Source organism: Phyllobacterium sophorae, assembly GCF_003010965.1.
Classification (GTDB): Bacteria; Pseudomonadota; Alphaproteobacteria; order Rhizobiales; family Rhizobiaceae; genus Phyllobacterium; species Phyllobacterium sophorae.
Genome location: NZ_PGGM01000014.1, coordinates 21354 through 46132 on the forward strand (window position 1 = coordinate 21354; position 24779 = coordinate 46132).

Sequence of the window (24779 nt, forward strand, 5' to 3'; positions counted from 1 at the left end):
CTTTCTAGTGGTGGTCACGCAACAGCACGGCTCGAAAGCGCGGCGGTGGCATTAAACTCCGGTGTGGGTTCGGCCGTGGCCGTAATACGCTGGTGCGGGTTCGCGGGCTCGATCGTATTGCTCCACGCGATGAAACTGGCGAACGACGAGGTCCAGGACCGCTGGGCCGCCGTGGCGAGCGAACCTGCCGCTGTTCGGGCAAGAGCGCTCCGGTCTTGCGCCAGGATCGTAAGAAGCCGAACAATGTCTGTTACGATTTGAGCGTCATTGCCATTCTTTATTAGAATGCCGTCCTGGCCGTGCGTGATCAACTCATCGACCGCGCCGACCGCGGTCGCTACAGGAACGCAGCCAAGTTGCTGCGCCTCGGCAATCATCAGCGGTGCCCCTTCCCAGCGCGATGGCATCAGCAGAACATCAGCCCACGCGAGATGTGAGGCGATATCCTTACCGCCGAAGACAGGAGGCGAAACCTTGACACCGACATCTTTCAGACGCGTCATCCAGGATGAACTGGGGTCGTCGGCAAGAATCTCACCACCGATTGCCTGGGCTTCGAAAGCAATTCCCCGCTCGCGCAGCTTGATGATGGCGTCATACAGGCGATCGATGCCCTTTTGCCGGTCGAGCCGCCCCATGTAAAGGATCCGAATCGGCTCATCCGGGCGGCCCGTCACCCGGGCATCGGTCACGTGCGCCCGGAGCTTTTCATCGATGGAAAAACTGGCGGCGTTCGGCACGGCAAAGATTTTTTCGAATGGCACGCCGAAACTATGCAGATAAGTCTTCAGCTGCTCCGAACAGGTCAAAAATGCATCATAAGCATGCTCGAACGCGATTGCTGCGTAAGGTTGCCCTGCCCGACGGCGAAAGACCGTCTCATCCACGACGTGAAGATAGCATGCAGTGCGGGTTCCCTCGGAACGAAGCTTGGCCATCAGCGGATGGGCAGCCATGACGTGGTTATTGACAATGAGGTCAAAACCGGAGAGCTGGCCTCTCAGACCCGCCCAGTCAAGCTCGTGATCCTCGGTGATAAGGTCCTGGCCGAGGAATCGGTTCGTATCGCCCCATGCCGGAATTCCGTCCTTCCAGAAATGCACATAGTCAAAAGCCTGATCGAACTCATCAAGCACGTCCATTCGAGCCGAACCGAGCACGAAAAGGTGGGTTTCAAAACCTTCCTGCTTGAGCTCTCGTCCGGCCGCATAGGCTACTTTTTCTGCCCCTCCGAAGGAGGCGTTTGGTACCAATACCGCCGCGGTCTTTCGCTGGGCGCTGTTGTGCGCCAAGGGCAGTACCGGTGATCCGCCAAGTTCGGTCCTCAGGACCTGGTACATTTCGGACAGGCCGTGGAGACGTCGCGGCCGCCATGTCCAGCGCGTGTGGGCCGTCTGTTTGAGCGGGCTGGTAGCGATCGCAGTGACCAGATTAAGCATCGCCTGCTCGGGCCTCGCCAGCGACCGCCGCTGCCGGGCCTTCGGGAACGGGAAGCGGACTTTAAGGCGCGCAGATGTCGGCCAGACCTGTTGACTTCCGATCGACGAAAACCAGTCGAGGGCGTTGTTCTCGATGACGTTCTGAATGAGCTTGGTCGAAACGAAGAGCAGGTCAGCCGCACCTTGCCGTGCGCCAGAGGGTAATATTTCCGTGTCGATACGCCGCTCCGAATCCACGTTGCCGAGCTCGACGAATACGATGTTGGCTTTTTCTGAGAGCTTTTCGAGATGGCACAGGATATTTGGCAGGAGCCGCGAGCGTGTCAGCAGTTTCAGTGTCTCGGCACTGCATGCTGCGAGGAACGGCGGGAAGTGGAAATTGTCAGGTTCTCCGACGCTGCCCCAGAAGGCGCGAATGGCATCGTCAAACCCTATCTCTCCGGCCGCGTGCGTCGGATCCGTGAACGTATCGAGCGTTCCCTCGCCGGTGCGAATAACGGCGTAGCGCGGGCATTCCTTGTGCTCAAATCCTACCAGCGTTGGCCGGCGAAATAGTGCTTTGTGCCGGTTTCTTAAGAAACTGACCGACGCTGAGCGGTCGCGATTTGCTTCCTTAAAGCGGCTTTCCGCGCGGAGGCGGTACTCGAAGCCGGTATCGTGGCAGGGCTCTCCGACGAAACCCGCTTCGATGGCCGAGAGCCAGAACTCCCAGTCCTCGAAGCCGTTCTGACGATTGTCGTCGAAGCGAACCCCACTTTTGAAAACATTGACCGAGATCATCGAGCCCGTGTCGCAGATATTGTCGGTAATGCAATGAACGAGGCGCGAATAACTGTCGCCATAATGAGCACGCCAGTTCACAGAGAATGTGTCGATATTTGTATACACCCAGCCGGCACCACTCTCCACGAGGCGGCGATAAAGTGTGTCCACCGTATGAGGGAAGACCCGATTGTCGGCGTCAAGAAAGTAGATCGCCTTGGTCTCGGGCAATTCTTCGAGAATGTAGTCGATCGCACGGTTGCGTGCACCGCCGGGGCCCGCATTCGCACCAAAAATCACGTGGATCTCGGGGTGTGATGCCGCGTAAAGAGCTAGTTCATCAAACACTTCGTGGCGCGGGTCGCCGTCGACTGACACCACAATGGCGAGGCGAAGGGCAGTCGCAGACGCCAGCGCCGATTCCAGCGCTTCAAGAACGAGTGCTGCATGGCCGTACAGCGGCATTGCAATGGCAATCAGATCCTGAGGCTTATCTTGCATTGGCCATCTCCTGCACCGGACGGGCCTCGAGGTGCTTGACCAGCCTGAAATTGAACACCTTGAGCCAGGAGAAATCGACCGAGTCCGTGGTTGCCTTGCTGAGAACCACAAGGTCCATTGTACGGGCAGCCGGTGTATCGAGCATGAAGTTGATGTCGATTGGCTGCTGCGCCGTGATCTCGGTCCAGCCGCTGAAGAGTGCGTTGGGGCGCGTATCGCCCGGACGATCGAGTGCCGCGATCTCTCCCTTGATGTCCGCCGACAGGCTTACGAGCAAAAATCCGACTGCGCCAGGCTGACCTTCTGGATGGTCGATCATTGCACGTGCCGACACACGAACTGTACCAGGCGCCACGACCCTTCGGACGGCGCCAGCGGTTATGCCTTCGCTGAGCGGGTGACAGACGATTGCGTCCTCATGCTCCAGGAAGCGTACGGTGGGGAAATCCGGCTCAATGGAACTAACGGAGACATTGCTGATCCCTCGAAGAAGTTCGACCGGCAAACGATAGTCTTCAACCTTGCGCCCCGTGATCAGCGCGGTAGGAACAAAGACATTGGGAAGCGTTGTCGGGCGAACGCCCGGCAGACCGGTGAAGACGCGGAAGGCGAGCGGCCGCATGTCCAGATCGGCGTGAGGAATTCGTGACTTGGCGGCGTAGCGTTCACTGGTGATGACATTGCCCAAGGAAAGTTCTGGGGGAACACTTCCCGTTGCGGAAATCCTCAGCCGCAAAGTGCGATGACCGCCATCGCAGGCTTTGGGCAACGAGAAGAAATTCCAGTCTGCGACGATGCTGCCATAGGGAATTATCCACTCCGCAATACCTTCGCCGGTTTCGACATAATCCAAAGTGACAATGAGCTGGCCGGACCGGCCCGACGGCAAACTGCGGAAATGCAAGGCGAACCCGGATACAGCGTAGCTCGATACGGGAAAGAGCTGCTCGATTTCCGATTCACGAAGGAGGCTGGCAAAGCCTTCATCCTTGGGATCGACGCAAGGATCATGATTAAAGATTTCGGTTACCGAGTCCCAATTGCGCGCGTGAAAGGCGTTCTCGAGGGCACGGTAGTTTTCGAACAACGTCTCTCTTTCGCGCCGCAGCATGGCGAGCTCGGTATGAATCCGCGTCACGTGGCTGGTTAAACGATCCAATCCGCTTTCCAGCACTTGCGCCACGAGCGCTGCTTCAGCGTTGATGGTCGCGGTGTCAAACCGGATAATGGGGACGTCCGGCAATGATTTGAATCGGTAAAGCCGCTTGAGAGAGGCCTGCAACTCGGTAGCGCCGGCGTCTGAAACGGCCACACCGATCAACGGAAAGGCGTTGAAAAGCTGCGTTTGATCCGCTTCCGTTTCAACGAAAACAATGAGATCGCCGAGCGGCGAGGACTCAAGGGCGGCCCGATCGCGGCTGGAAGCGATCGCGTAGCGATTCCGGCGGGGGTGTCGCTGAACGATCGAAGGCAAGGGTTTGTTCAAAATGGACATCCAATGTGTAACGAGAAATTGCGCAAGCGATGCCTGCACCTTTCCATTATGAAAAAATATTGCTTCAGTAATGTCAACACAATAACTGTTTCCATTGTAGCAAAATGTAATACATCGATAGAATTGAATTGTTTCAAAATTCAAAATAATTTAGATGTACTTTTGTGTGCGCCGCACCATTAAGGAATAACGGCCCTATATCCGCCGAAGCGAATCTCATAAGAGGCGGGAAGTTTTTCATCAAGACTGCTGATTACGCGGCTCGCAGCATCGCAGCGATCAACGATCTCTGCCTTGAAAGGCAGTCGATCAGTCGGAAGCGACTCTCTACTGTTCTGCGCGCCGCGATCCTCATCGGCAAAAACGCCTTAGGATTGTCGAGCACCCGCAAGAGTGTGTCGGCAAGAGCGTCCGTATCATAGAAGGGTACGAGCAGACCGTTCTTTTCAGACCGGATGACCTCTCGCACAGGCGGTGTGTCGGATCCGACAATGAGCGCACCGCACGCCATCGCTTCGATCACTGACCACGACAGAACAAAAGGATAGGTCAGATAAATGTGGGCGGAGGAAATCTGGTAGAGCTTGCGCAGAAGATCGTGTGAAATCGCGCCCGGAAACAGGATCCTGTCAGCAGGGATGTCATGCTCGGCAAGGAGTGCGTCCTTCCAGGAGCCCCCGCCGGGAGGTGGCGTGCCATAACTCACACCATCGCCGCCGACAAAGACAAACAGCGCATCCGCGTTCTTGCGAATGACTTTTGCGGCCGCTTCAAGTGCCTGCGGAAATCCGCGATACGGTTCGAGGTCCCGGGCAACGAAAGTGATGATCGGTGGATCACCCGCTTTCAGGACGCGCCCGTCAGGCAACTTCAAAGATGCATGCAAGTCTGGACGGAACCGGATCGTATCCACACCTTCATGACACACTGCGATCCGGTTCTGGACTGCCGCAGGATAAAGGCTTTTCTGCCAATGGGTCGGACTAATACCGCCATCGATGGCTTCTAGCGAGAGGAGCTGCGCGATGTTGCGCAGCCTCAATCTTTTTCGGGTTTCCGTGTCTGGATTGTCGTCCGGGGCGAAACCGACATCGGCACCTTCGGCCCTGTAGAAGAATTCACAATATCCCAAAGCCGGGACACTCGGCAGGACATCCTTGACGAACATCATGCTGCCCCACCCTATGTGTCCTACGACGATGTCCGGCCGTTCGCCATGACGTGCCATTGAATCGAGCGTTTCCGCAACGCGGTGACCGATGCGCACATGATGGTCGGGAATTCCCATATGTCTTGCCATCTGTCCGTCGGTTCGAGGACCTGGCTCAACCCTGTGCCTGATGACGCGGACCGATGGGAGCCGTCGGTCCACTGTTTCACAAATTAGGCTGACGTCGTGCCCGCTTGTCGCGAGATGTTCCGCCAGCGCTGCGAATTGACCAAAGCCACGCCTGTGAACAAAAGTCACATGCATGCACTAGGCCCTTTCAAGTGACACCGGGCAGTTGAGCGCGCCATTAGATACCGTAGCGTGCCGCATTGCCCCAAACCAGTTCGAGTCTGTGCAAAGTCTGGAATGCGATTTCCAGATTGCGCAGATCATCAGCATCCCTGGCGAGAATGCGGTTGTACGCACCGCCTGCGTCGCGCAAATTTGCACAGAGTTGCTCTCCTTTTTCCGTTACTCGAATCCTTGCAGACCGCTTGTCACGCTGAGATGCAACCCTGTCGATGTATCCCCCGTCAGCGAGCTGCTTGAGATAGTAAGAAATGTTCGAGCCGACATAGTGCCCCCGGTCCAACAGTTCGCCCACGGAAAGTTCGACGTCGCCAATGGCCAGGAGAACCATCGCTTGCGCCGGGCCAACATCGTCGATTCCCAACTTGGCCATTTCGGTTCTCAGCAAGCTGGCGAAGCGGCGATTCACTCTTTCTATCATTCTAGCCAATTCGAAGTGTGTGACCACAACGGTATGAGCCGGATGTCTATGTGCCTGTTTTTTTGCGGTAATTTCGGGAAAATCAGCGACCTCAACATCGCCAATAGATGTTTCGACTTCCACTTCACTGGGTAGAAGCGTTTGTATCATCTCAGTCTCCATAATCAAGGTTACTTCAAAATTTGAAGTAAGTTGCAAATATTTTCTCGACCCTCCTCCACGCTTATTTCCCCACTATGAACTTTTTTCTGTCACATTCTGCACAGTAATACTTTACTAGTCTGTAGCCCTAGACGAAGGTCCTATGGCTAACCGGCAGCTGTGTCATTTCCAAGGCAGATAACGTATGAACGATACTCCTCAAATCAATGCAATTGGCAAGAGCGGGGTCGGAAAAAAAGCGATGGCGTCACCGATACCGACGCCTGAAACGCTGATTTTCCGGGCGCGCCGGGTCTTTCTGGCTGGCCTGCTCTATGCTGTGTTGCTGAGTGCGTGCATCAATCTTCTGCAGCTTACCGTACCGCTGTATATGTTGCAGGTCCATGACAGGGTTCTCAACAGTCAGAGCCAGGACACGCTGGTCATGCTGACCGTTTTGGCCGTGGGAGCTCTGATCGTCTTCGGCGTTCTCGAGTTCATACGTTCCTTGTCGTTTCAGGCGATGGGTAGCGCGCTTGTTCGCCGGCTCAATCTCCCGGTCCTCACAGCAGCTGTTCAAGCGTCCGTCGACCAAGGGTTGCCAAAAGCCACGCAATCCTTGCGCGATCTTACGGAATTGCGCGCCTTTTTAAGCTCATCGGCCGTAAGCGCGCCCCTCGATGCGGCATGGTCGCCAATATTCCTTGGTGCGCTATTCCTGATACATCCCGTTTTTGGGATAATGGGTGTTGTCTCTATCGTAATCCTCGTTTGCTGCGGTGTGGTCACCGACCTTCTGACCCGCAGCATGATGAAGGACGCAAATCAGGCGAACGTCGAGGCCATCTCAAAAATCGGCGGTACATTGCGTCACGCTGAAGCCATTGAAGCAATGGGCATGCTGCCCGCTTTGGCAAGGCGGTGGCGATCGGCACAAATGAATTCGTTGGATTTACTTGATCTTGCCGGCACCCGCAGCCGTGCCATGGCCTCTATCGCACGTACACTTCGCTTTATAATCCAAATTGTGACGCTTGGGGCCGGAACCTTGCTGGCAATGCAACAGGAAATCACACCCGGTGCGATGATCGCCGTCAGCATTATTGTCGGCCGGCTCCTGATGCCATTCGATCGGATCGTCGAGACATGGCGGCAATGGGTGCTGGCGATCGGTAACTGGCAGCGCATCCAGTCCCTGCTCGCGCAGAACCTGGCCGTACGCCAGACGATGCCAACCCCCAGACCCCATGGCGACCTGATTGTTGACAAACTCATCTATGCCGCCCCGGGTGTTGAAATGCCAATTATCAAAGGCATTTCCTTTAGCCTTTCGCCGGGCGAAGTTCTGGGTATCGTAGGCCCCTCCGCTGCCGGCAAATCGACGCTGGCACGTTTGATGATCGGGATTGTCAAACCCACCTCCGGCGGTGTTTTCCTTGATGGGAACAATGTCTATCTCTGGGAGCGAGGGTCATTCGGAGAGATTGCCGGTTATCTGCCCCAGTCGGTGGCACTTCTTGACGGCACCATAAAAGACAATATTGCCCGCATGGGCGAAAGTGATCCCCACCGCGTTCTCGAAGCGGCGAGACTTGCCGATGTGCATGAAATGATCGGGAGATTGCCGCTTGGTTATGACACACCGGTCGGGGATGGGCGGCTCACCCTTTCGGGTGGCCAACGGCAACGTATCGGCCTTGCGCGATGCCTTTACAATCGCCCGCGCCTGATCGTTCTGGACGAACCGAACGCCAATCTCGACGCGGTTGGGGAAAGAGCGTTGATGCGCGCGATAGAACAGGCGCGTGACGATGGAGCGATCGTCGTGATGATCGCCCACCGACCTACCATCATGCAGGTGGCCGACAAACTGCTTGTCCTTGAAGAAGGGCGCATTACCCAGTTTGGGCCGCGTACAGATGTCGTTGCGTCCATTACTCCGACAAACCCGAAAATGGGAGCAGCAGGATCATGACCGGCAACACCAACCTGCCCAAACGCGTTGCCCAACTGCTAGCGCCGCGCGCTGCATCAATGGGCACACATCTGCCAACCAAATTCGGAACGGTGAAGCCGGAATGGGTTACCGATCTTGAGGAGGAGGATGCGCGCTCTCCTCTGCGGCGGCTCGTTATTGCCGGAATGACGACGATCCTGATCGCATTTGGCGGATTCTTTGGCTGGGCCTACTCAGCAGAACTGGGCAGCGCTGCCGTTGCTATGGGAACGGTGATCGTCGATTCAAAGCGCAAGACCGTCAGTCATCTCGAGGGCGGTATCCTCGATCGTCTTCTGGTGCAGGAAGGCGATGAAGTAACTGTTGGTCAGCCGTTGATCAGGCTCGATGACACGAAGGCACGCTCCGAATTGCAATCCCTGCAAAGCCGCCGCGTCGGCCTGATCGCCAAACTGGCGCGTCTGCGGGCGGAACAAGCCGGTGAAAGGGAAATCACATTCCCGAAGAATTTTGGCGAGGTGGGCGACGTTTCCGCCGATGATGCCAAGAAGGCCGAACAGATTTTCTTCCAAAAGCGCTATGCCCAAAAGCTGAGCCGCATCGATATCCAGCAAAAGACCATTGAACAATACACTGAGCAGGCGAAGTCGTCGGACGCACAGATTGCGGCGACTGACCGGCAGATCGAATTGATCACCGAACAGCGCAACGCGATCGCGAGCCTCGTTGCCAAGGGTTTCGCGCAAAAATCGAAGCTGACCGAGATCGATACGAAACTTAGTGAACTTGCCGGAGACCGCGGTGAATACGCTGGTGAGAAGGCAAAGGCCGGGCAAGCGAAAGCTGGCGCTGAGTTTGCGCTGGCAGGCATTGAAAGCGATCTGCAATCGGAAATCGCCGGAGAAATTACAACAAGCCAAGTTGAGCTTGCGGATGCAGAAGAGCGGATTGTGGCAGCAAAGGACGTGATGCGGCGCGTGGAGGTACGATCACCGCAAGGCGGCATTATAGCCAATATCCGCTTAAGAACGCCAGGCGGCGTCGTGGCCCCAGGTGAAGCAATACTTGATATTGTGCCAGAGAAGGAGCCCATGGTTGTTGAGATGAAGGTGAGCCCGCGAGACATTGACAGCGTGGCGCCCGGTTCTGCTGCCCGCGTTCGCCTGACGGCTTATAATCAACGCTCACAGGCTCCGCTTGAGGGCAAGATCACCTATGTCGCTGCCGATCAGGTTCTGGATGAAAAAACCGATACGGCTTATTTCATTGCACGCGCCGAAATCTCGCCGCGAGCGCTGGCCGATAATCCCTCAATCAAACTTTATCCAGGTATGCCGGCCGAGGTGCTCATCGTGCACAAGGCCCGCAAAGCGATCGACTACATCGTATCGCCGATTTCCGAAAGCTTCGACCGTGCGTTTAGAGAAGAATAATCGAAAAAATCTGGTGCAAAATGTCGCACTTTTTGCAGTGCTTCAAATTTTGAAGTAATTTATCTTTAATACAACTGCATAAACAAATTATTGTTATATTAAAGACAAATTATATGTTGGAAATAGTTCAATGTAATACATCGCTGTAATAATTTGTTACTATGGAATGCCACATTTATATTCTTATCTTGGGTTGCATTTCGATTTGTTGCAACGCACAATCGTCAAAGCATCAATGGCCGGAATATCTCCGGCGATTTGTAAACTCAAAGCAGGACAGAAGGAGAAGCAGATGGCCACTTTAGAAGGCGGCGCCTACGACGACGTTTTGTTTGGCTCGCGTTTTGACGATTTCATCCGCGCCCATGGCGGTGATGATGTCGTTTTTGGCGGACAAGGCAATGATTCGATATTCGGGGATGATGGAGATGATTTGTTGTTTGGCGGAAAGGGCGATGATGCCCTCTTTGGCGGCAATGGCTCCGATATTCTCTTTGGGGACAACGGCGATGACGTCCTGAGTGGCGGCGCCGGAGACGATGTCCTTTTCGGTGGCAAGGGAGACGATGTGTTCCTTGGTGGTGCCGGCAATGACGTCCTGTCTGGCGATGCCGGGAGCGATGTGCTTCTCGGTGGTGCCGGCAACGACCTCCTCTCAGGCGGTGCAGGCGACGATGTTCTCGTCGGTGGTGCCGGCAATGACGTATTCCTGTTTACGGGCGGCGGCGGCAACGACGTCGTGCTTGATTTTACCCCTGGTGAAGACATCCTCCAAATCTCCAGCGGTATCAACGGTCAAGACATTCACTCGGCTGATGACCTGGCTTCCCGTGTTACGCAGGTTGGCAACAATGTTGTCGTTGATCTTGGCCATGGCGACTCCGTCACTTTGGTCAACACCAGTTCCGAAGATGTCCAGGCTCACCCGGACAGCTACTTCACCGTACATTAATCCAAAAAACGGCGTGCCCTGCCATCTGGCCGGGCACGCTTTTTTCTTTTTTGATTTAAATGAAAGGGCTACGTGTTGAACCTCGACCTTTCGGCCGATATTGCAAACGATACGGAGAGCATTTCCATCTCGCGTCTGTGTGCAGATGTGGCCGTCGTGATATGGGATCTTCCTGGTGCTCGGACCTCGACAAAATGCACGCTGGAGACTTCCGAACAACTGGTTCCGCTTGTCAGTTTGAACATTCCGCTTGAAACTGGCGGTCAGCGTATTCTTTGGGCAATGCGCACCAAGGACAAGCCTATCAGTCTTACGCTTTCGGCCGGTGCGCTTGGGCCTACCGAGCAGGCAATCCTTTATCCCGCCGTGGAGCTTGCCTCTTTCGATGTGGACCGTGCCGTCAGCGATCTGGCGGCTGCCGGGCATATCAAACTGCTCAACAATGTCATGGGTACGTGGCGCAGCACCTTTCGCCTTTCACAAAACCAGATTTTTGCCAGTGTAGCGCGGGAACTCACCTTGGCGCTGACACCCGAGCCGCGACAGGTTCGCTTCTGCGGTCAGCCCATCGATGGGCAGCATCTCCTCGAGACAGCGCTCGATCCCGTTCTCGGCGACATCACGACCATATACGCAATCAGCACCAATGCCGTAACGACATTGTCGACCAATTTCGTGATGGGCCAACAACCAAAAAAAGGATGGCAATCATGCCATCTGCTCGTTGAATCAGCGCGCGCCCTGCCGCAATCTTTCCATCTGGTATTCTCGGGCAAGAATGGTATTGCCGTTCGCAAATTATCCGACAACAACGGCCAGCCTGTTGATTTCCAGAAATGGTGGGCGAAGCGCCAGGGTGACATGGAACTGCGGGAGTTTCTTGTTCGCCAGTTGGCGCAAATACCCGGTGCTGGTGTTGCCACGGCTATCGACATGCAGATGCGTACACCTCTGGCAGCGCGCCAGATCGCGAAATCGGCCACACATCCTGCGGCGGAAATCGATTTGGCGCTTGCCCTGGATGGCGGTCTCCTCGTGGGTGGCTGGAGCCACGATCCGGCAGCAATGCTCCCCAAGATCGAGTACCTTTCTGAAGATGGAAGCGCTCTGCCACTCCAGCCAAATTTCTACAAGTTTCCAGGCAAAACGGGCGAGCGTGAGGATGCCCTGGGTGCAGATGTCACGGGTTTTGCTGCATGGCTCCCCCAAAGCAAATGCCTTGGCCCGCTGCTGCAGCCGCGTTTCCAAATGCGGCTCGCCTCAGGCGGAACGGCGATGCTGGTGCCGCCATTGCAACCATTTGAGCCGGCGGCCCAGCGCAACCGCATCTTGCGCGCCGTCCCGCCCCAACACGCGCGCGATGAGGTTTTCGAAAACATACTTGCGCCTGCTTTGAGGGAAGTGGAGCACAAACTTGGCCAAACCGTCAGGATTGCGGATGTCAAAGAATATGGGGTGATGCCGGAATCGCCCCTCGCCTCTATCGTCATTCCGCTCTACCGCAATCTGGACTTTCTGCGTTTCCAGCTGTCGGCCATGGCAACCGATCCGTGGCTTGCAGACAATGCCGAAGTCATTTTCGTGCTCGATTCGCCCGAAATTCAGGACGATACGGACCACCTGCTGGGCGGCCTGCATATCCTGCACGACATGCCGATGAAGCTTGTGGTTATGAACCGCAACAGTGGTTACGCTCGCGCCTGCAACGCCGGTGCGAGCCTTGCGAATGGCACGATTCTGGTGATGCTGAACTCGGACGTTGTGCCGTGTGGGCCTGGTTGGCTGGGTGAGCTCGTCCACCCTTTGCTCGAGCAGAAGAAACTAGGCGCGATCGGACCGAAACTTCTTTTTGAAGATGGTTCATTGCAACATGCCGGGCTCTACTTTGCGAGGGACCGGCATGGGATCTGGCTCAACCATCATTTCTACAAAGGAATGCCTGGAAATTATTCACCAGCCCAGATTGGGCGCACGGTGCCAGGCGTGACCGGCGCCTGCCTCGTTACCCGTAAAGACATTTATGATCTCGTAGGCGGCTTTACCGAGGACTATGTCATCGGAGACTATGAAGATAGCGATCTTTGTCTGAAAATCCGCCAGATTGGGTTTCAAGTCGCCTACAAGCCCGACGTGGCCCTTTATCATTTTGAGCGGCGCTCGATCCGACGCAGTTCCGATTACATGCGCGGATTGGCGAGCCAGTACAACGCGTGGCTCCATACGAAGCGGTGGAACGACGACATTACAGAACTGATGACGACATATCTCGATGAAATCGCGGACGACACCATCGCTCCCTTCGTCGGTGAAAAATCTGAAAGGAGCGCCGCTTGACTGAGGTGATTGCACTCAAGAAAGCCCTACCCGATCCTTCCCCAGCCGAAGACGACCGTATCGACTGGCTGATGGAAGCTGTGTTGCGGAACAGGTTTCTGCCTTGTCCTGATCCAGACAGCATTTTTGTTGGTGACGGCAATTTTCAGGCCGTAGGCGCGGAATTTCTCGGTCATTTCGTTCGCAAAGGCGGATTGCTGCCTGCAAGCCGCGTGCTCGATATAGGCTGCGGCATTGGGCGCATGGCTGTTCCGCTGACCCAGTATCTTGACACTGCGACTGGCAGTTATCGCGGTATCGATCCCGTCGCCGGTGGCATCAACTGGTGCCAGCAGAACATCACCGCCGTTTATCCGAACTTCGAATTCCGTCATCTGGATATCGCCCACTCTCTCTATAATCCCAAGGGCGAGATCAACGGACTTGAGCTCGTACTGCCATTTGAAAATCAACAGTTCGATTTCATCATCATGACGTCCGTCGTTACCCATCTGCCGGACGAAGAAGTGAGCGCCTATCTGCGCGAAGTGAAACGTGTTCTTGCACCGGGCGGACGCTTGTTCATGACCGCCTTTGTGGCCGATAAAGTGGCCCAGGAGAATCCTTTCAACAAACGCGATGCGCGCCTCGGTTTTCAGCGCTATGACGAGGGTCCATGCTGGTTCGTTCCAGAATTGCCGCCCCTTGCGGCCGTCGCTTTTGATGATGGATTTCTGGATACCGCGCTGATGCGTGCCGGACTGTCGATCGTAACAAAATCATTTGGACACTGGCGCGGTGTTGCGGCGGATCACTATCAGGATCTGTACGTTGCCGAATGCAGGGGTGACGGGTAATGGCTCGCGTTCTTGTTGCGGCACACAATCACCCGGCCCTGCATCCAGGTGGCACCGAGATCTTTGCCCATGATCTCTTTCGCGCTTATCAGCGTGGAGGATGCGAAGCGCTGTTCCTGGGTGCAACCAACCACATCCATCGTGAAGCTCGCCCTGGAACGAGTTTTCAAAGTATCGGTACCAACGGAGATGAAATCCTGCTGTGGTCCGGTCATTTTGATCGCTTCTTCATGAGCCAGGTCGATCTTTACGGGATTGTGCCGGATATTGTCGAGTTGCTGCGCGATTTCCGCCCGGATGTCGTCCATCTGCATCACTTGCTGCTCTTGGGTGCCGAGTTTCCCCATATTGTCCGGCGGACGCTACCCGATTGCCGCATTGTCATGACGCTGCACGACTACTATCCGATCTGCCATCATGACGGGCTGATGGTGCGCACCACCGGCAAGGAACTTTGCTACGGTGCAAGCCCAGATCGTTGTCATGCCTGTTTCAAGGATATTGCGCTCGACAAGTTTGTCCTGCGCGAGCGCCATCTCAAATCGTTGCTAAGCGTTGTCGATGCCTATGTTTCGCCAAGCGAGTTTCTCAAGCAACGTTACGTCGACTGGGGCATTGACGAAGGACTGATCAGTGTGATCCCCAATGGGCAACCCGAACGTCCCGTCATAGAAAAAGTTGCTCCCGTGCGCGGCAAGCCGGTCTTCGGCTATTTCGGCAACCTCAATCCCTGGAAAGGGACGACGGTACTGCTCGATGCGGCCAAGCAACTGATCACCGAAGGTTTCGATTTCGAGTTGCGCGTGCATGGCGCTGCGCCGTTCCAGAGTGAAGCTTTTGTCGCCGATATCGAGCGGCTCTTTGCCGAGACGACGCCTTTCGTGCAGCGGCGCGGCGCTTACCGGCGCGAAGATATCACCGGTCTCATCTCCGCGGTTGATTGCGCGATCATGCCGTCAATCTGGTGGGAAAATGCGCCGCTGGTCATTCAGGAAGCCCAGGGCCAGAATTGCCCGGTGATCACCAGTAATATTGGCGGAATGGCCGAGATGATCGAAGACGGTGTCAATGGCCTGACTGTTGCGCCAAACGATCCGCTGGCGCTGGCAAGCGCCATGCGGCGTATCGCCGAAGATGCTGATTTGCGTCAGAATCTTTCCCTTGGGGCACGCCACCCCGACACAATCGACACGACTGCGAAGCGCTATCTTGATCTGATCGAGACACTGCGCTCCGAACGTGTCGAGGCAGCCTGAGAGGTACATGATGTCCGTAGTGACAAAAGTGTCGGCGCAGGCTTCTGCGAAGCCCAATGCCACACCAGAACAGGATAACGCACAATCCGCCAAGGTCGAGCCGATGAAGGGCCGCGTTGACGCGGTCGATGATGGCCGGTTGTTCGGCTGGGCGTTCGATCCATCGGCCCCGGGTAAACGACTGACTATTCGCGTTCTTCTGGATGGCAAGCCCATTGCCGAAGCGATCGCCGACAAGGAACGCCCGGATCTGCGGCGCAACAATATCGGCGATGGCGCGCATGCATTTGACGTGATGCTACCGCAATTTGCAGCCATCCGGGCTGGTGAGCTGGTCGTCGTGGCAATCAGTGGCTCAGGCGTTGAGCAGGCGCTGCGCGTTCCCAAGCCGGACGAACAGGCCGCCGAAGCGCTGATCGCTGCGCCGATGACGCGCATTCTCGACAAGCTCGACATGCTGATGGCGGCGCAGCGGCAGCTGCAGGTAAATCAGCGTTCGTTGCAACGGGCGGCTCCCGTCATTGACGGGACGGGAAACGCTTCTGCCGTCGATCTTGTAGATATCAGCGGCTCGATTGAAGGTTTGCGTGCAGACTTCAACCAGCGATTGACGGAACTCGATGTCCATCTCATGCGAATGGATGGCGTCGTGGCTGGGTTGGAGAAACGAATAGAGGCTCTGCAAAAGCAATCGAGTGGCGAGATCAAGCCATTGTTTATGTTGTTGTTTGTTTTGGTCGGCTTCGCTGCTGGAGCTATCGTGTCAATATCGGTCCTCCCTTGAGCTTACGGAGTAGACCCAGATGATTCGAGACGAAAAAAGCGTAGTGCCGGTCGCGAGGCCCAACAAGGCCCCTGAACGCCATCCAATGGTCATGGAAGGTGAGATGGTCGTCGGTTGTCCTATTGACGACACGCTTGTCCTTGTCCTGGGCATCGGGAGTATCGCTTCGGAACAGGTCACGGTATTCCTCAATGGCGATCCCGCCATGAGCATAAAGGCGACCCTTGTCAGCTGGCCGCTAAAGGAACCGTCCCCTGCCGGCACCCACGGCTTCGTCGCCATCGTACCAACGAACATTTTGCGCCGCGGCTCGCTGAAAACGATGATGTTTCAGCACAAGGCGAAGGTGACGCGCTATGCCTTCGCTGCACGTGCCGCCTCGATCGATGATCTGGTCGCCATGATCACTGATCTCGCAGGTTCCAATTTGCCGAGTGTCATCGACGGACTCGTGGAGGGCCTGATATCAGGACCGATTGGCCGCAAGAAACTGTCAGCGATCACTGTTCTGCTGCAAGCGGGTGCTCGGTCCGACGGTTGTATCGAGCTGATTGGGGGCAGCGACGAAGGCGAGATCTTTGTGCAAGGGTGGGCGCAAGACCTGACGCCTTCGGTGACACGCCTTCTGATCAGCGGTCGTACGCCTTCGCTTGCCGAGTGCGCCATCAGTGTCTTTGCTCGTCCCGATCTGAATGAACAGGCTTCAGGCTTTGCTGGTCTGCTGCTGGCGAATGAAACAATCGAGCCGAACGACATTGAACGGCTGCTGTTTCGCGGACGTCGCGGTTGGCGTTTTACGGAAGTCTACGATCGGCGCTTGCTGGTGGGTTCCCGTGAGACGCCTAGTCATGTGAGAGCCATATTGCCTCGCGTGCGCAGTTCTGCCGACATTCTTCTGCGCCTGCGTTCGGCGGCCAATCGTTTCGATGGCACGGAAACCGTGTCCAGCCTGCCATTTCCGGTTCGCATGGGTATCGACAATGTATTCCGCGTCGAAGGTAGCGGGCTGCTTGTTTCCGGTTGGTTGCTCGATCCTGATAGTCACGTGGAGACTGTGAAACTGCGGCGGCATCGGGGAGAAACGCGCCTGGACGGGAGCTGGACCCGCGTGGATCGGCCAGATGTTACGCGAGAATTTGACAACAAGCCGCCTTTCAATGCTGGACTTGACCCCAGCCGGCATGCGCACGGTTTTGTTGCCTTCGCGCCAGAGCTTGAAGGCGACAGCACAGCCCCCTTCTATGTGGAACTTTGCTTGAGCGATGCCCGGCGTGCCTTTATGCCGCTAACACCGACCCGGATTACATCGCGTGATGCGATCGTCCGGCAAATTCGCGCGATTGACCCAAACGCTTGGGCCCTCCGGCATATTGTTGACCAGCAACTCGTGCCGTTGTTGCGGGCCGTCAGCCGACCTGCGCCTGAAATCTTCGGTGTCGTTGATCTGGGTGCCTTTGACGAAGCCAGGGGGCCCGCGCTGATCATCGGCGTCGATGAACGCGTGGAAGAAATTGGTCCGCTCCTTGCGTTACTTGCACTGGATTCGGAGACCCGACGGGCACCAATCGTCATTGCCGGTGCAACGGAGATTATCGATCGCATCGGCGTGCAAGTGCGCAGATTGGCTGATTTCTACGGCCTGCGATTGCGCCTCGTTTCGGCAAGTGGCTCGGAAGATCTCTATGATGCGTTGGAAGTGGGAGCGAGGGCCGTTTCCACGGAATGTGTCGTTTTTCTTGCGGCATCGCTCCTGCCCCGAAGCGCCGGCTGGTTCAACAAACTGCTTGCAGCCTATGATGCCCACAAGAAATCTGTCCTGTCGCCCACGCTCGCATACGAGGACGATTCGATCCGGTGGGCCGGAACATGGGTTGCCGGAGCACAGTCAGATCGTGCCTTGATAAGCCGCTATGCCGGTTATCCGATCGATGCGGTCGCAGGCATGGGAACGACGGAGGTTGCAACCGCGACATTTGAATGCTGTGTCCTGCCCAGGGAGGCGCTCTTTTCAGTCAACGGGTTTACACGCGGCTATCTTGGTACACATGAAAAAGGCCTGGACCTAGGGTTGAAGCTCAAACAATCCGGTCTCAAATCCTATTGGTTGCCCTCAGCTCAGATGCTGGGCTCTGACGACATTTCGGTATCGGACAAAGCCTCGACGATTGCGCTTATCGAACGGATCGACCGCCAGGTGTTCGATGCTCGCTGGGCGAACATTCTTACAGGCGATCGTAGCCCATCAAGGGGGGAAACCGCATGACGGAACAACTGCGCGTTCTGGTGATTTCACACGCCCACCCAAGCATTTCACTCGGTGGCGGCGAGATCGCGTCATACAACCTGCACAAGGGACTAAACGCTTTACCAGATGTTCAGTCCGTGTATCTTGCCCGCGCCGGAAATCCAATCCCGCGTCACGGCACGACAGCCCTTATGAGCCTGCGCCGCAGCAGCGATGAAATCCTCTTTCACGCCGATGAATACGACCATTTTTACCTGTCGAACAAGAACACCGATGAAATCCGGCGCGATCTTTTGCGATTTGTCAGAGATCTCAATCCGCACGTCGTGCACTTCCACCATGTGCTTGGCCTTGGTTTGGAGACGCTCTATGCCATTCGTGAGGCGTTGCCGGACACAGCCATTCTTGTGACTTTCCACGAGTATCTGTCCATCTGTAACAATGATGGCCAGATGGTGAAAGCCGGATCGGCGAAACTCTGCAATGAGGCATCGCCTATCGATTGTCATGCCTGTTTTCCCGACATTCCGCCGGCGCGTTTCCTAAAGCGGGAGCGGTTTATTCGCGGGATGCTGGAACTCGCCGATGCCTTTGTCGCTCCAAGTGTCTTTCTCGCCGGAAAGTATGCCGAATGGGGTTTGAATGCTGACAAACTGAGTGTGATCGAGAACGGGATCTCCATTGATAGCGTCACACCGCCGCGTGACTTGGCAGGCCCAAGGCCACGTCGCAACCGCTTTGCCTATTTTGGACAGGTCACACCCTTCAAGGGCATCGACGTTTTGATTGACGCGGTTTCACGCGTGCCAGAGGAAACCTGGGGCGAGGATTCGCGCCTGATGATCTTTGGCGGCAATCTGGAAAAGCAGCCGCGTGAGTTCCAGGAACGCATGCAGAAACTGATCGAGGAAGCGGGTCCGCGCGTACGCTTTTACGGCGCCTACCAGAATGCGGAAATGCCCCGCCTCATGCAATCGGTCGATTGGGTGGTGATGCCTTCGATCTGGTGGGAAAACTCACCAATTGTGATTCAAGAGGCCTTACATCATCGCCGGCCAATCATCTGCTCCAACATTGGCGGGATGGCGGAGAAAGTGCGCGATGGTCAAGATGGCCTGCACTTTCGCGTGCGCAGCGCCGAAGATCTCGCCGACCGTTTCACCGAAGTGTTGAGCGACCCACACATATGGGACCGCCTGTATCACACCATCCGAACCCCTATGAATTATATTAACTGTGCTGAAGAACATCTTGCTCTCTATGGCGAATTGCTCAAATCCCGGCATCAACCGCTCAACATTGCTGCAAGAACTGATGTTGTTCTTTCCCAAGCAAGCTGAATTAAATCAGCCTTAATCGCCAAAAGAAGGAAGACCTCATGGCACGTGTTCTCGTAATGATCCCAGCAGGCGAAGTTTACGATCACGACAATGTTCGTTGGTACCAGCACAGCGATATTCAGCGCAGTATCAATCACTATCACAATATCGGCGATGCCTTCGTTTACGAATCGTCGTTGAAGCTGATGAATTACGATACGGTTGCCGAGCTGCCTATCGCAGGTCCGTCGATGGAAAAGATCGATCGCCTGCGCGAGGAGTACGACTATGTGATCCTTCGCGGTTCGAACTATATCAATCAGGATATGAACTGGCGCGATACCATTCCAGTTCTCAAGCGGCTGGGTTTGCCGGTAATCGCCTTCGGCGTCGGCGCCCAGGCGCCGGTAAAGGGTCAGCTGGACCTTTCGGAAGAAACGAAGACAGTGCTGAAAATAATGGCCGATTCGACGACATCGATTGGCGTTCGCGGCGCATATACAGCCCAGGTTCTCAATGACATCGGCATCCAGAACGTACGCATTGTCGGCTGTCCGACAGCATTTCGCCGCAACAATCAGCATTTGAGAATTAAACTTCCGGCACTCGATACCGTGCAGAAAGTCGGTGTAACGATCCGGCGCGAAGTTTCACCCACTTACGCCCAGGATATTGGACGCTACCTGACGGTTCACCGCAGTTTGGTGAAGGAGATGGCCAACCGCTTCGACGTTACGCTGATGGCGCAAGGGGAAGTGGAAGAAAAGAAAATGGTCTTCGGGACCGATGATCAGAAGGAAGAAGCGATTGCAGCGCTGAGGGCCAACCGGTGGTCGTCCGACTGGTATTTCGATGAAACGATGGAAAAGCTTTACCGTGAGCGCATGTTCTACTCGGACGTCGTTGCCGATTATGAAAAGCTGGTGCGGTCGCAAAATCTGGTTCTCGGCTACCGGCTGCATGGAAACCTTATGGCGTTGGCTAATGGTGTGCCCTCTATCTATTTCACCTATGACAGCCGCACGGTTGAATTCGCTGAGACCTACAAGATTCCAAGCCACGATGTCTTCGGCGACCAGCCGTTCAGACTGGAGGATTATTGGGACCAGTCGTTGTTCGACAAATACAACCGGGCCTGGTTTGAGACCTACGGCGAAATGTATCGTTTCCTGACCGAAAACGGCGTTGACCACAAAATGGAAGAAACCGGAAAGCGCGTGTCGGAAGCCGTTCGCAAGGTTGCGTAGAACGGAGTGTGGACCACTGACGATTTCCCGGGAGGAAAAGCACGATCAAGGGGACGAGACGTAAACAAGATCAGGCGTCGTCACCTCATCAGATAGTTCTCTCAAACCTAGTTGCAGGAGTTCCTCCCATGACTGTTCTTGTTACCGGTGGCGCTGGCTATATCGGCAGCCACATGACGCTGGCACTCAAAGATGCTGGCCGTTCCGTTGTCGTTCTCGATGATCTAAGCTGCGGCTTTCCGTGGCTGGTTCCCGATGATGTGCCCTTCGTGCAGGGGGACGTTGGTGATCAGGTACTGGTTAGGGACATAATTCGCAGGTACGGGATTACGGCAATCCTGCACTTTGCCGGCTCCATTGTCGTCCCGGATTCTGTCCGCGATCCGCTCTACTACTACCGCAACAATACCGTTCAGTCACGAGCGCTGATCGAGACCGCCATTGCTGAAGGCATCAAACACTTCATCTTTTCGTCGACGGCCGCCGTCTATGGCGAGCCGGAGCATACACCGATTTCGGAACAAATGCCGCATCAGCCGATCTCCCCTTATGGCACATCGAAACTGATGACCGAATGGATGTTGCGCGATGCCGCCCTCGCCCACCCTGGTTTCAACTATGTGGCACTGCGTTATTTCAATGTGGCCGGTGCTGATCCTCAACGGCGATCTGGCCAGTCCTATCCACGGGCAACGCATCTTATCAAGATAGCCAGCCAGGCCGCGACTGGCGAGCGGCCTCATATTGAAGTTTATGGCACTGACTATCCAACGCCGGATGGAACCTGCATCCGCGACTATATTCACGTGAGTGATCTGGCGCAGGCACATCTTTGTGCATTGAATTATCTGGAAGCGGATGGCTCGAGCACCGCCGCCAATTGCGGCTATGGCTACGGCTATTCCGTGCTTGAAATCATCGATGCCGTAAAGCGAGTGTCCGGTGTGGATTTTGCGGTGCGGGTTGCACCGCGCCGCGCTGGCGATCCCGCCATTCTGGTCGCGGGCAACGAACGAGTCCGCACACTCTTCGGGTTTGTGCCGAAGCGCGATGATCTCGACCTGATCGTCGGTGACGCGCTGGCATGGGAGCGGCAATTGCAGGGTGTGAGAGAAAAGAACGGCGGTCAAACACTCCTCGCGGTCTGACGCTAGTCGTGATCCCGCAGGGACCAGGGCTCCAAACCGGGTCTCTGCGATCTATGAATTGTTAGCTGCTGCAGCGATCCAAGCTTTTTTAATTGAACCACGGTCATCGAAACGGGTAAGCATGGGTGGTCCGCACCCAGAAGCAATTACCAGGCAACTACTGAGTTAATTTTGGGAACTTGGACCAAATGTAAAGGGTGCAGGTCTCCATGATTGAACCACGCAAGAGCAATGGCCAACCGACGATTGCTGATGTTGCCGCGCTTGCTGGTGTGTCACGCGCCATCGCGTCGCGGGCGCTGTCGAGTGAACCTAGACCCGTTTCGGCCGACAAACGTGAACGCGTGCTGCAGGCGGCCGAGAAGCTCGGATACAAGCCCAATCTCCTGGCGCGCAGCCTGACAACGAAGACCGTCAATCTTGTCGCGGTCGTCGTAAACCACATCCATGATCTTTCCGATCTCGACCTGTTTGATCTTTTGATCAGTGAAATTCAGTCCATTGGCAAACAGGTGATCTTTGTTCGTGTCGGCTCTTCTGAGCGTATCGAAGAATTTCTGCGCAACGGCATTGCCTATCATGTCGATGCCGCGCTCGTTTTTTCGGATTTCGCCAATGCCGCCACAGTACGCAAAATGTTCCGCAATGACAGCGTACTGATGCTCAATGGCATGCGGGATGGGGGAGCGCCCGCAATTATTCCCAATGAACTGACCGGTATTGCTGAAGCGGTCGCAGACGCATCCAGGAAAGGTGTGCGAACGGCAGCACTCATCACGGGCCGGTCCGCTTCCCCCGTCGAACAGGCAAGGATCGGATATTACAAGTCCGAGATGCAACGCAACGGCATTTCTCTGATCGCGGAAATGCGCGGAGATTATTCTTATCAAAGTGGCCGCGCTATTGCGGCATCTTCTGAATGGGCAAAGGTGGATGCCGTCTTTTGCACGTCGGACGCGATGGCGATGGGGGTGCTCGACGTCCACAGGGCCGCGTTCCCGCAAAACAAGCCGACGGAGTTTCGACTCTATGGCTTCGACGACGTCACGCTGGCAGAGTACGAAGCTTATCCGATATCCTCGATCGGTTATGACAAGACACTTTATATCGGCGAGATTTTGCGCTTCCTCACCAAGCCGGAACTTTTCCAATCCGGGAGCGCACTGGTTCAGGTCCCGACATATTTCGTTTCGCGCTCCAGCTCTTGAAAGAGAAAGGCCGGAGGTAACCCCCGGCCTAGAATGATTACCAAAGCGGCGTGAGTGCCGGTGGATTGGCCTTCTCGCCCCACCACTTCTTGTAATTGGCCTCGTAGGCACCGGACTGGATATAGTCCGAGACGAACATGTCGAGCCAGCGCACGAATTCAGGATCACCCTTGGCGACAGCAATGCCGATTGGATCGTTGGAGTAGAGGCCCTGGAGCGTCACAAGGTTATCGTTCTTGGTCGCTAGATAGTCCAGCAACGAAGAATCCTCGATCGCCGCATCCGCGCGCTTCTGCTGAAGGAGCAGCACACCATCGGGCGAGAAAGTGTCGGTATAGACGAGTTCTGCATCAGGGACGCTCTTCTTAAGGAAGCCTTCGCCGGTCGTACCACGGCCGACGACCACCTTTTTGCCCGCGAGATCTTTGAGTGACGCAATACCTGCGTCCTTCTGGACGATCACGCGCAAGCCGGCGCGATTATACGGTATGGAAAAATCCACGGTCTTGGCGCGCTCCAGCGTTGCGGATGTGTTGGCAACGACAATATCGAGCTGTCCGGAAACGAGCATGGAAATGCGGGCGTCACCGGAGACGTCGGTAAACTCGACCGGAACGCCCAGCTTTTCTGCCAGCCGCGTTGCCACATCGACATCATATCCGACGGGATTATTCTTGTCGTCGCGGAAGCCGATCGGTTCACCGCCGAGCGAGACGCCAATACGAACAGTTCCCCGCTCGCGAATTTCTTCAATCTTTCCCGCTTGTGCCGTGCCGGCAAATGCCAGGGCGGCGGTCAACGCAATGGCCGCCAATTTTGCAATCTTGGTTTTCATTAACTTCCCCTTTGTGTTGCGCGCTGCGGATCGTATTGCCTTGCGATCCGCAGCTCAGGTTTGGACATTGTCGGCTCCCAGAACCAGTATTTGATCTCGCCAGGGCACTGGAAACTTGCAACTTCGTGATTTCCCGCCGCGTCGATCGCATGAATGACGACACCGGCAAGGAAACCAGTTTTCAACTGGCCGAGATCCTCCATGGCCATGTCTACGGCCGCGCGAAGAGAATGACCAAAGCGCAGGGCAAGAACGATGCTGCGCGCGGTACCGCAGCGCATCGTCATTTCGCCTGTGTGTGTGCAAGCAGCGGCGCCGTAGCGGCTGTCAGCGTAAAACCCGGCACCGGCAATGGGGGAATCGCCAACTCTGCCCGGATATTTCCATGCCCAGCCCGACGTGGAGGTAACTGCGTGGATGCCCATGGCGGAATCTTGCGCCAAGAAAACGGTGGTATCGCGGACGCGCTCTGGATCGGTAATGGTCCGGCTCAGCGGTGCGAGCGGAATGTCGGGAAATGCCTTGAGCTCGTCCGGCAAAAGCTCTTTTTGCAGCCGGTCCCACCAGACGCGTTTGCTGTCTTCATAAAGGACGTCATCAACAGGAAAACCGATTTCAGTTGCAAACCGCCGTGCGCCTTCGCCGGTCAGCATGACGTGAGGCAAGCGTTTCATGACTTCATGCGCCAAAGCGGCAACGGGTAGCGTATCCGGTACAGCGCCGACCGAGCCGACCTCGCGGGTTGTGCCGTCCATAACTCCAGCATCACATTCCATTTTGCCGAGCATGTTGGGCCAGCCGCCATAGCCGACGCTGCGCACTTTGACATTGCGCTCGACCGCGCTGATGCCGGCAACCATGGCATCCACACCATAGGCATTGTTCTTGAGGAGTTCGACGGTTTGGTCAAAACCTGGCCAGGCTTCGGAATTTGCCAGCAGAATCAT

At 55.8% G+C, this 24779-nt stretch carries 18 protein-coding genes; 12 read left to right on the forward strand and 6 right to left on the reverse strand.

The window, feature by feature from the left end; translation table 11 throughout:
• Window positions 1-14: 14 nt before the first annotated feature.
• From CU103_RS23930 to CU103_RS23945, 4 genes are all read right to left on the reverse strand, one after another.
• Window positions 15-2702, reverse strand: a complete 2688-nt coding sequence (locus CU103_RS23930) for a glycosyltransferase (RefSeq protein WP_106666549.1) — start codon at window positions 2700-2702, stop codon at window positions 15-17.
• A complete protein-coding gene (locus CU103_RS23935; protein WP_106666689.1) occupies window positions 2692-4197 on the reverse strand; it encodes a DUF6212 domain-containing protein in 1506 nt (501 codons plus the stop codon). The genes CU103_RS23930 and CU103_RS23935 overlap by 11 nt, the downstream gene beginning before the upstream one ends.
• A gap of 253 nt (window positions 4198-4450) precedes the next feature.
• Window positions 4451-5671 carry a glycosyltransferase family 4 protein gene (locus tag CU103_RS23940; RefSeq protein ID WP_106666550.1) on the reverse strand — a complete coding sequence of 407 codons (1221 nt, stop codon included), beginning with the start codon at window positions 5669-5671 and terminating at the stop codon, window positions 4451-4453.
• A 43-nt stretch (window positions 5672-5714) separates the two neighbouring features.
• Entirely contained in the window at window positions 5715-6284 is a 570-nt protein-coding gene (locus tag CU103_RS23945) for a MarR family transcriptional regulator (protein ID WP_162707300.1), read from the reverse strand.
• Between the two features lie 256 nt (window positions 6285-6540).
• On the opposite strand from CU103_RS23945, the gene CU103_RS23950 reads away from it, so the two are divergent.
• From CU103_RS23950 to CU103_RS24005, 12 genes are all read left to right on the forward strand, one after another.
• Window positions 6541-8253: a type I secretion system permease/ATPase gene (locus CU103_RS23950; protein WP_262263573.1), complete on the forward strand. Its 1713-nt coding sequence runs from the start codon at window positions 6541-6543 to the stop codon at window positions 8251-8253.
• 59 nt (window positions 8254-8312) lie between these two features.
• Window positions 8313-9668 carry an HlyD family type I secretion periplasmic adaptor subunit gene (locus tag CU103_RS23955; RefSeq protein ID WP_425350648.1) on the forward strand — a complete coding sequence of 452 codons (1356 nt, stop codon included), beginning with the start codon at window positions 8313-8315 and terminating at the stop codon, window positions 9666-9668.
• 292 nt (window positions 9669-9960) lie between these two features.
• Complete coding sequence (locus tag CU103_RS23960) at window positions 9961-10620, forward strand: calcium-binding protein (RefSeq protein WP_106666554.1); 660 nt, start codon at window positions 9961-9963, stop codon at window positions 10618-10620.
• A gap of 75 nt (window positions 10621-10695) precedes the next feature.
• Entirely contained in the window at window positions 10696-12954 is a 2259-nt protein-coding gene (locus CU103_RS23965; protein ID WP_106666690.1) for a glycosyltransferase family 2 protein, read from the forward strand.
• A complete protein-coding gene (locus tag CU103_RS23970; RefSeq protein WP_245448975.1) occupies window positions 12951-13790 on the forward strand; it encodes a class I SAM-dependent methyltransferase in 840 nt (279 codons plus the stop codon). Before CU103_RS23965 ends, CU103_RS23970 begins: the two co-directional genes overlap by 4 nt.
• The gene (locus CU103_RS23975; protein WP_106666555.1) at window positions 13790-15046 is read left to right on the forward strand and encodes a glycosyltransferase family 4 protein; all 1257 of its coding nucleotides are present in this window, start codon (window positions 13790-13792) and stop codon (window positions 15044-15046) included. The genes CU103_RS23970 and CU103_RS23975 overlap by 1 nt, the downstream gene beginning before the upstream one ends.
• A gap of 10 nt (window positions 15047-15056) precedes the next feature.
• Window positions 15057-15830, forward strand: a complete 774-nt coding sequence (locus CU103_RS23980) for a hypothetical protein (protein WP_106666692.1) — start codon at window positions 15057-15059, stop codon at window positions 15828-15830.
• Between the two features lie 19 nt (window positions 15831-15849).
• Window positions 15850-18093 carry a hypothetical protein gene (locus tag CU103_RS23985; RefSeq protein WP_106666556.1) on the forward strand — a complete coding sequence of 748 codons (2244 nt, stop codon included), beginning with the start codon at window positions 15850-15852 and terminating at the stop codon, window positions 18091-18093.
• Window positions 18090-19415, forward strand: a complete 1326-nt coding sequence (locus CU103_RS23990) for a glycosyltransferase family 4 protein (RefSeq protein WP_106666557.1) — start codon at window positions 18090-18092, stop codon at window positions 19413-19415. Before CU103_RS23985 ends, CU103_RS23990 begins: the two co-directional genes overlap by 4 nt.
• Before the next feature lie 38 nt (window positions 19416-19453).
• Entirely contained in the window at window positions 19454-20641 is a 1188-nt protein-coding gene (locus tag CU103_RS23995; RefSeq protein ID WP_106666558.1) for a polysaccharide pyruvyl transferase family protein, read from the forward strand.
• A 128-nt stretch (window positions 20642-20769) separates the two neighbouring features.
• Window positions 20770-21789: a UDP-glucose 4-epimerase GalE gene (gene galE, locus CU103_RS24000; RefSeq protein WP_106666559.1), complete on the forward strand. Its 1020-nt coding sequence runs from the start codon at window positions 20770-20772 to the stop codon at window positions 21787-21789.
• A gap of 209 nt (window positions 21790-21998) precedes the next feature.
• Entirely contained in the window at window positions 21999-22997 is a 999-nt protein-coding gene (locus CU103_RS24005; protein WP_106666560.1) for a LacI family DNA-binding transcriptional regulator, read from the forward strand.
• A gap of 37 nt (window positions 22998-23034) precedes the next feature.
• Here CU103_RS24005 and CU103_RS24010 read toward each other — a convergent pair whose 3' ends face one another.
• Both CU103_RS24010 and CU103_RS24015 read right to left on the reverse strand, forming a co-directional pair.
• Window positions 23035-23832, reverse strand: coding sequence for a transporter substrate-binding domain-containing protein (locus tag CU103_RS24010; RefSeq protein WP_106666561.1), 798 nt, complete (start codon window positions 23830-23832; stop codon window positions 23035-23037).
• The gene (locus tag CU103_RS24015; RefSeq protein ID WP_106666562.1) at window positions 23832-24779 is read right to left on the reverse strand and encodes an isoaspartyl peptidase/L-asparaginase; all 948 of its coding nucleotides are present in this window, start codon (window positions 24777-24779) and stop codon (window positions 23832-23834) included. Before CU103_RS24015 ends, CU103_RS24010 begins: the two co-directional genes overlap by 1 nt.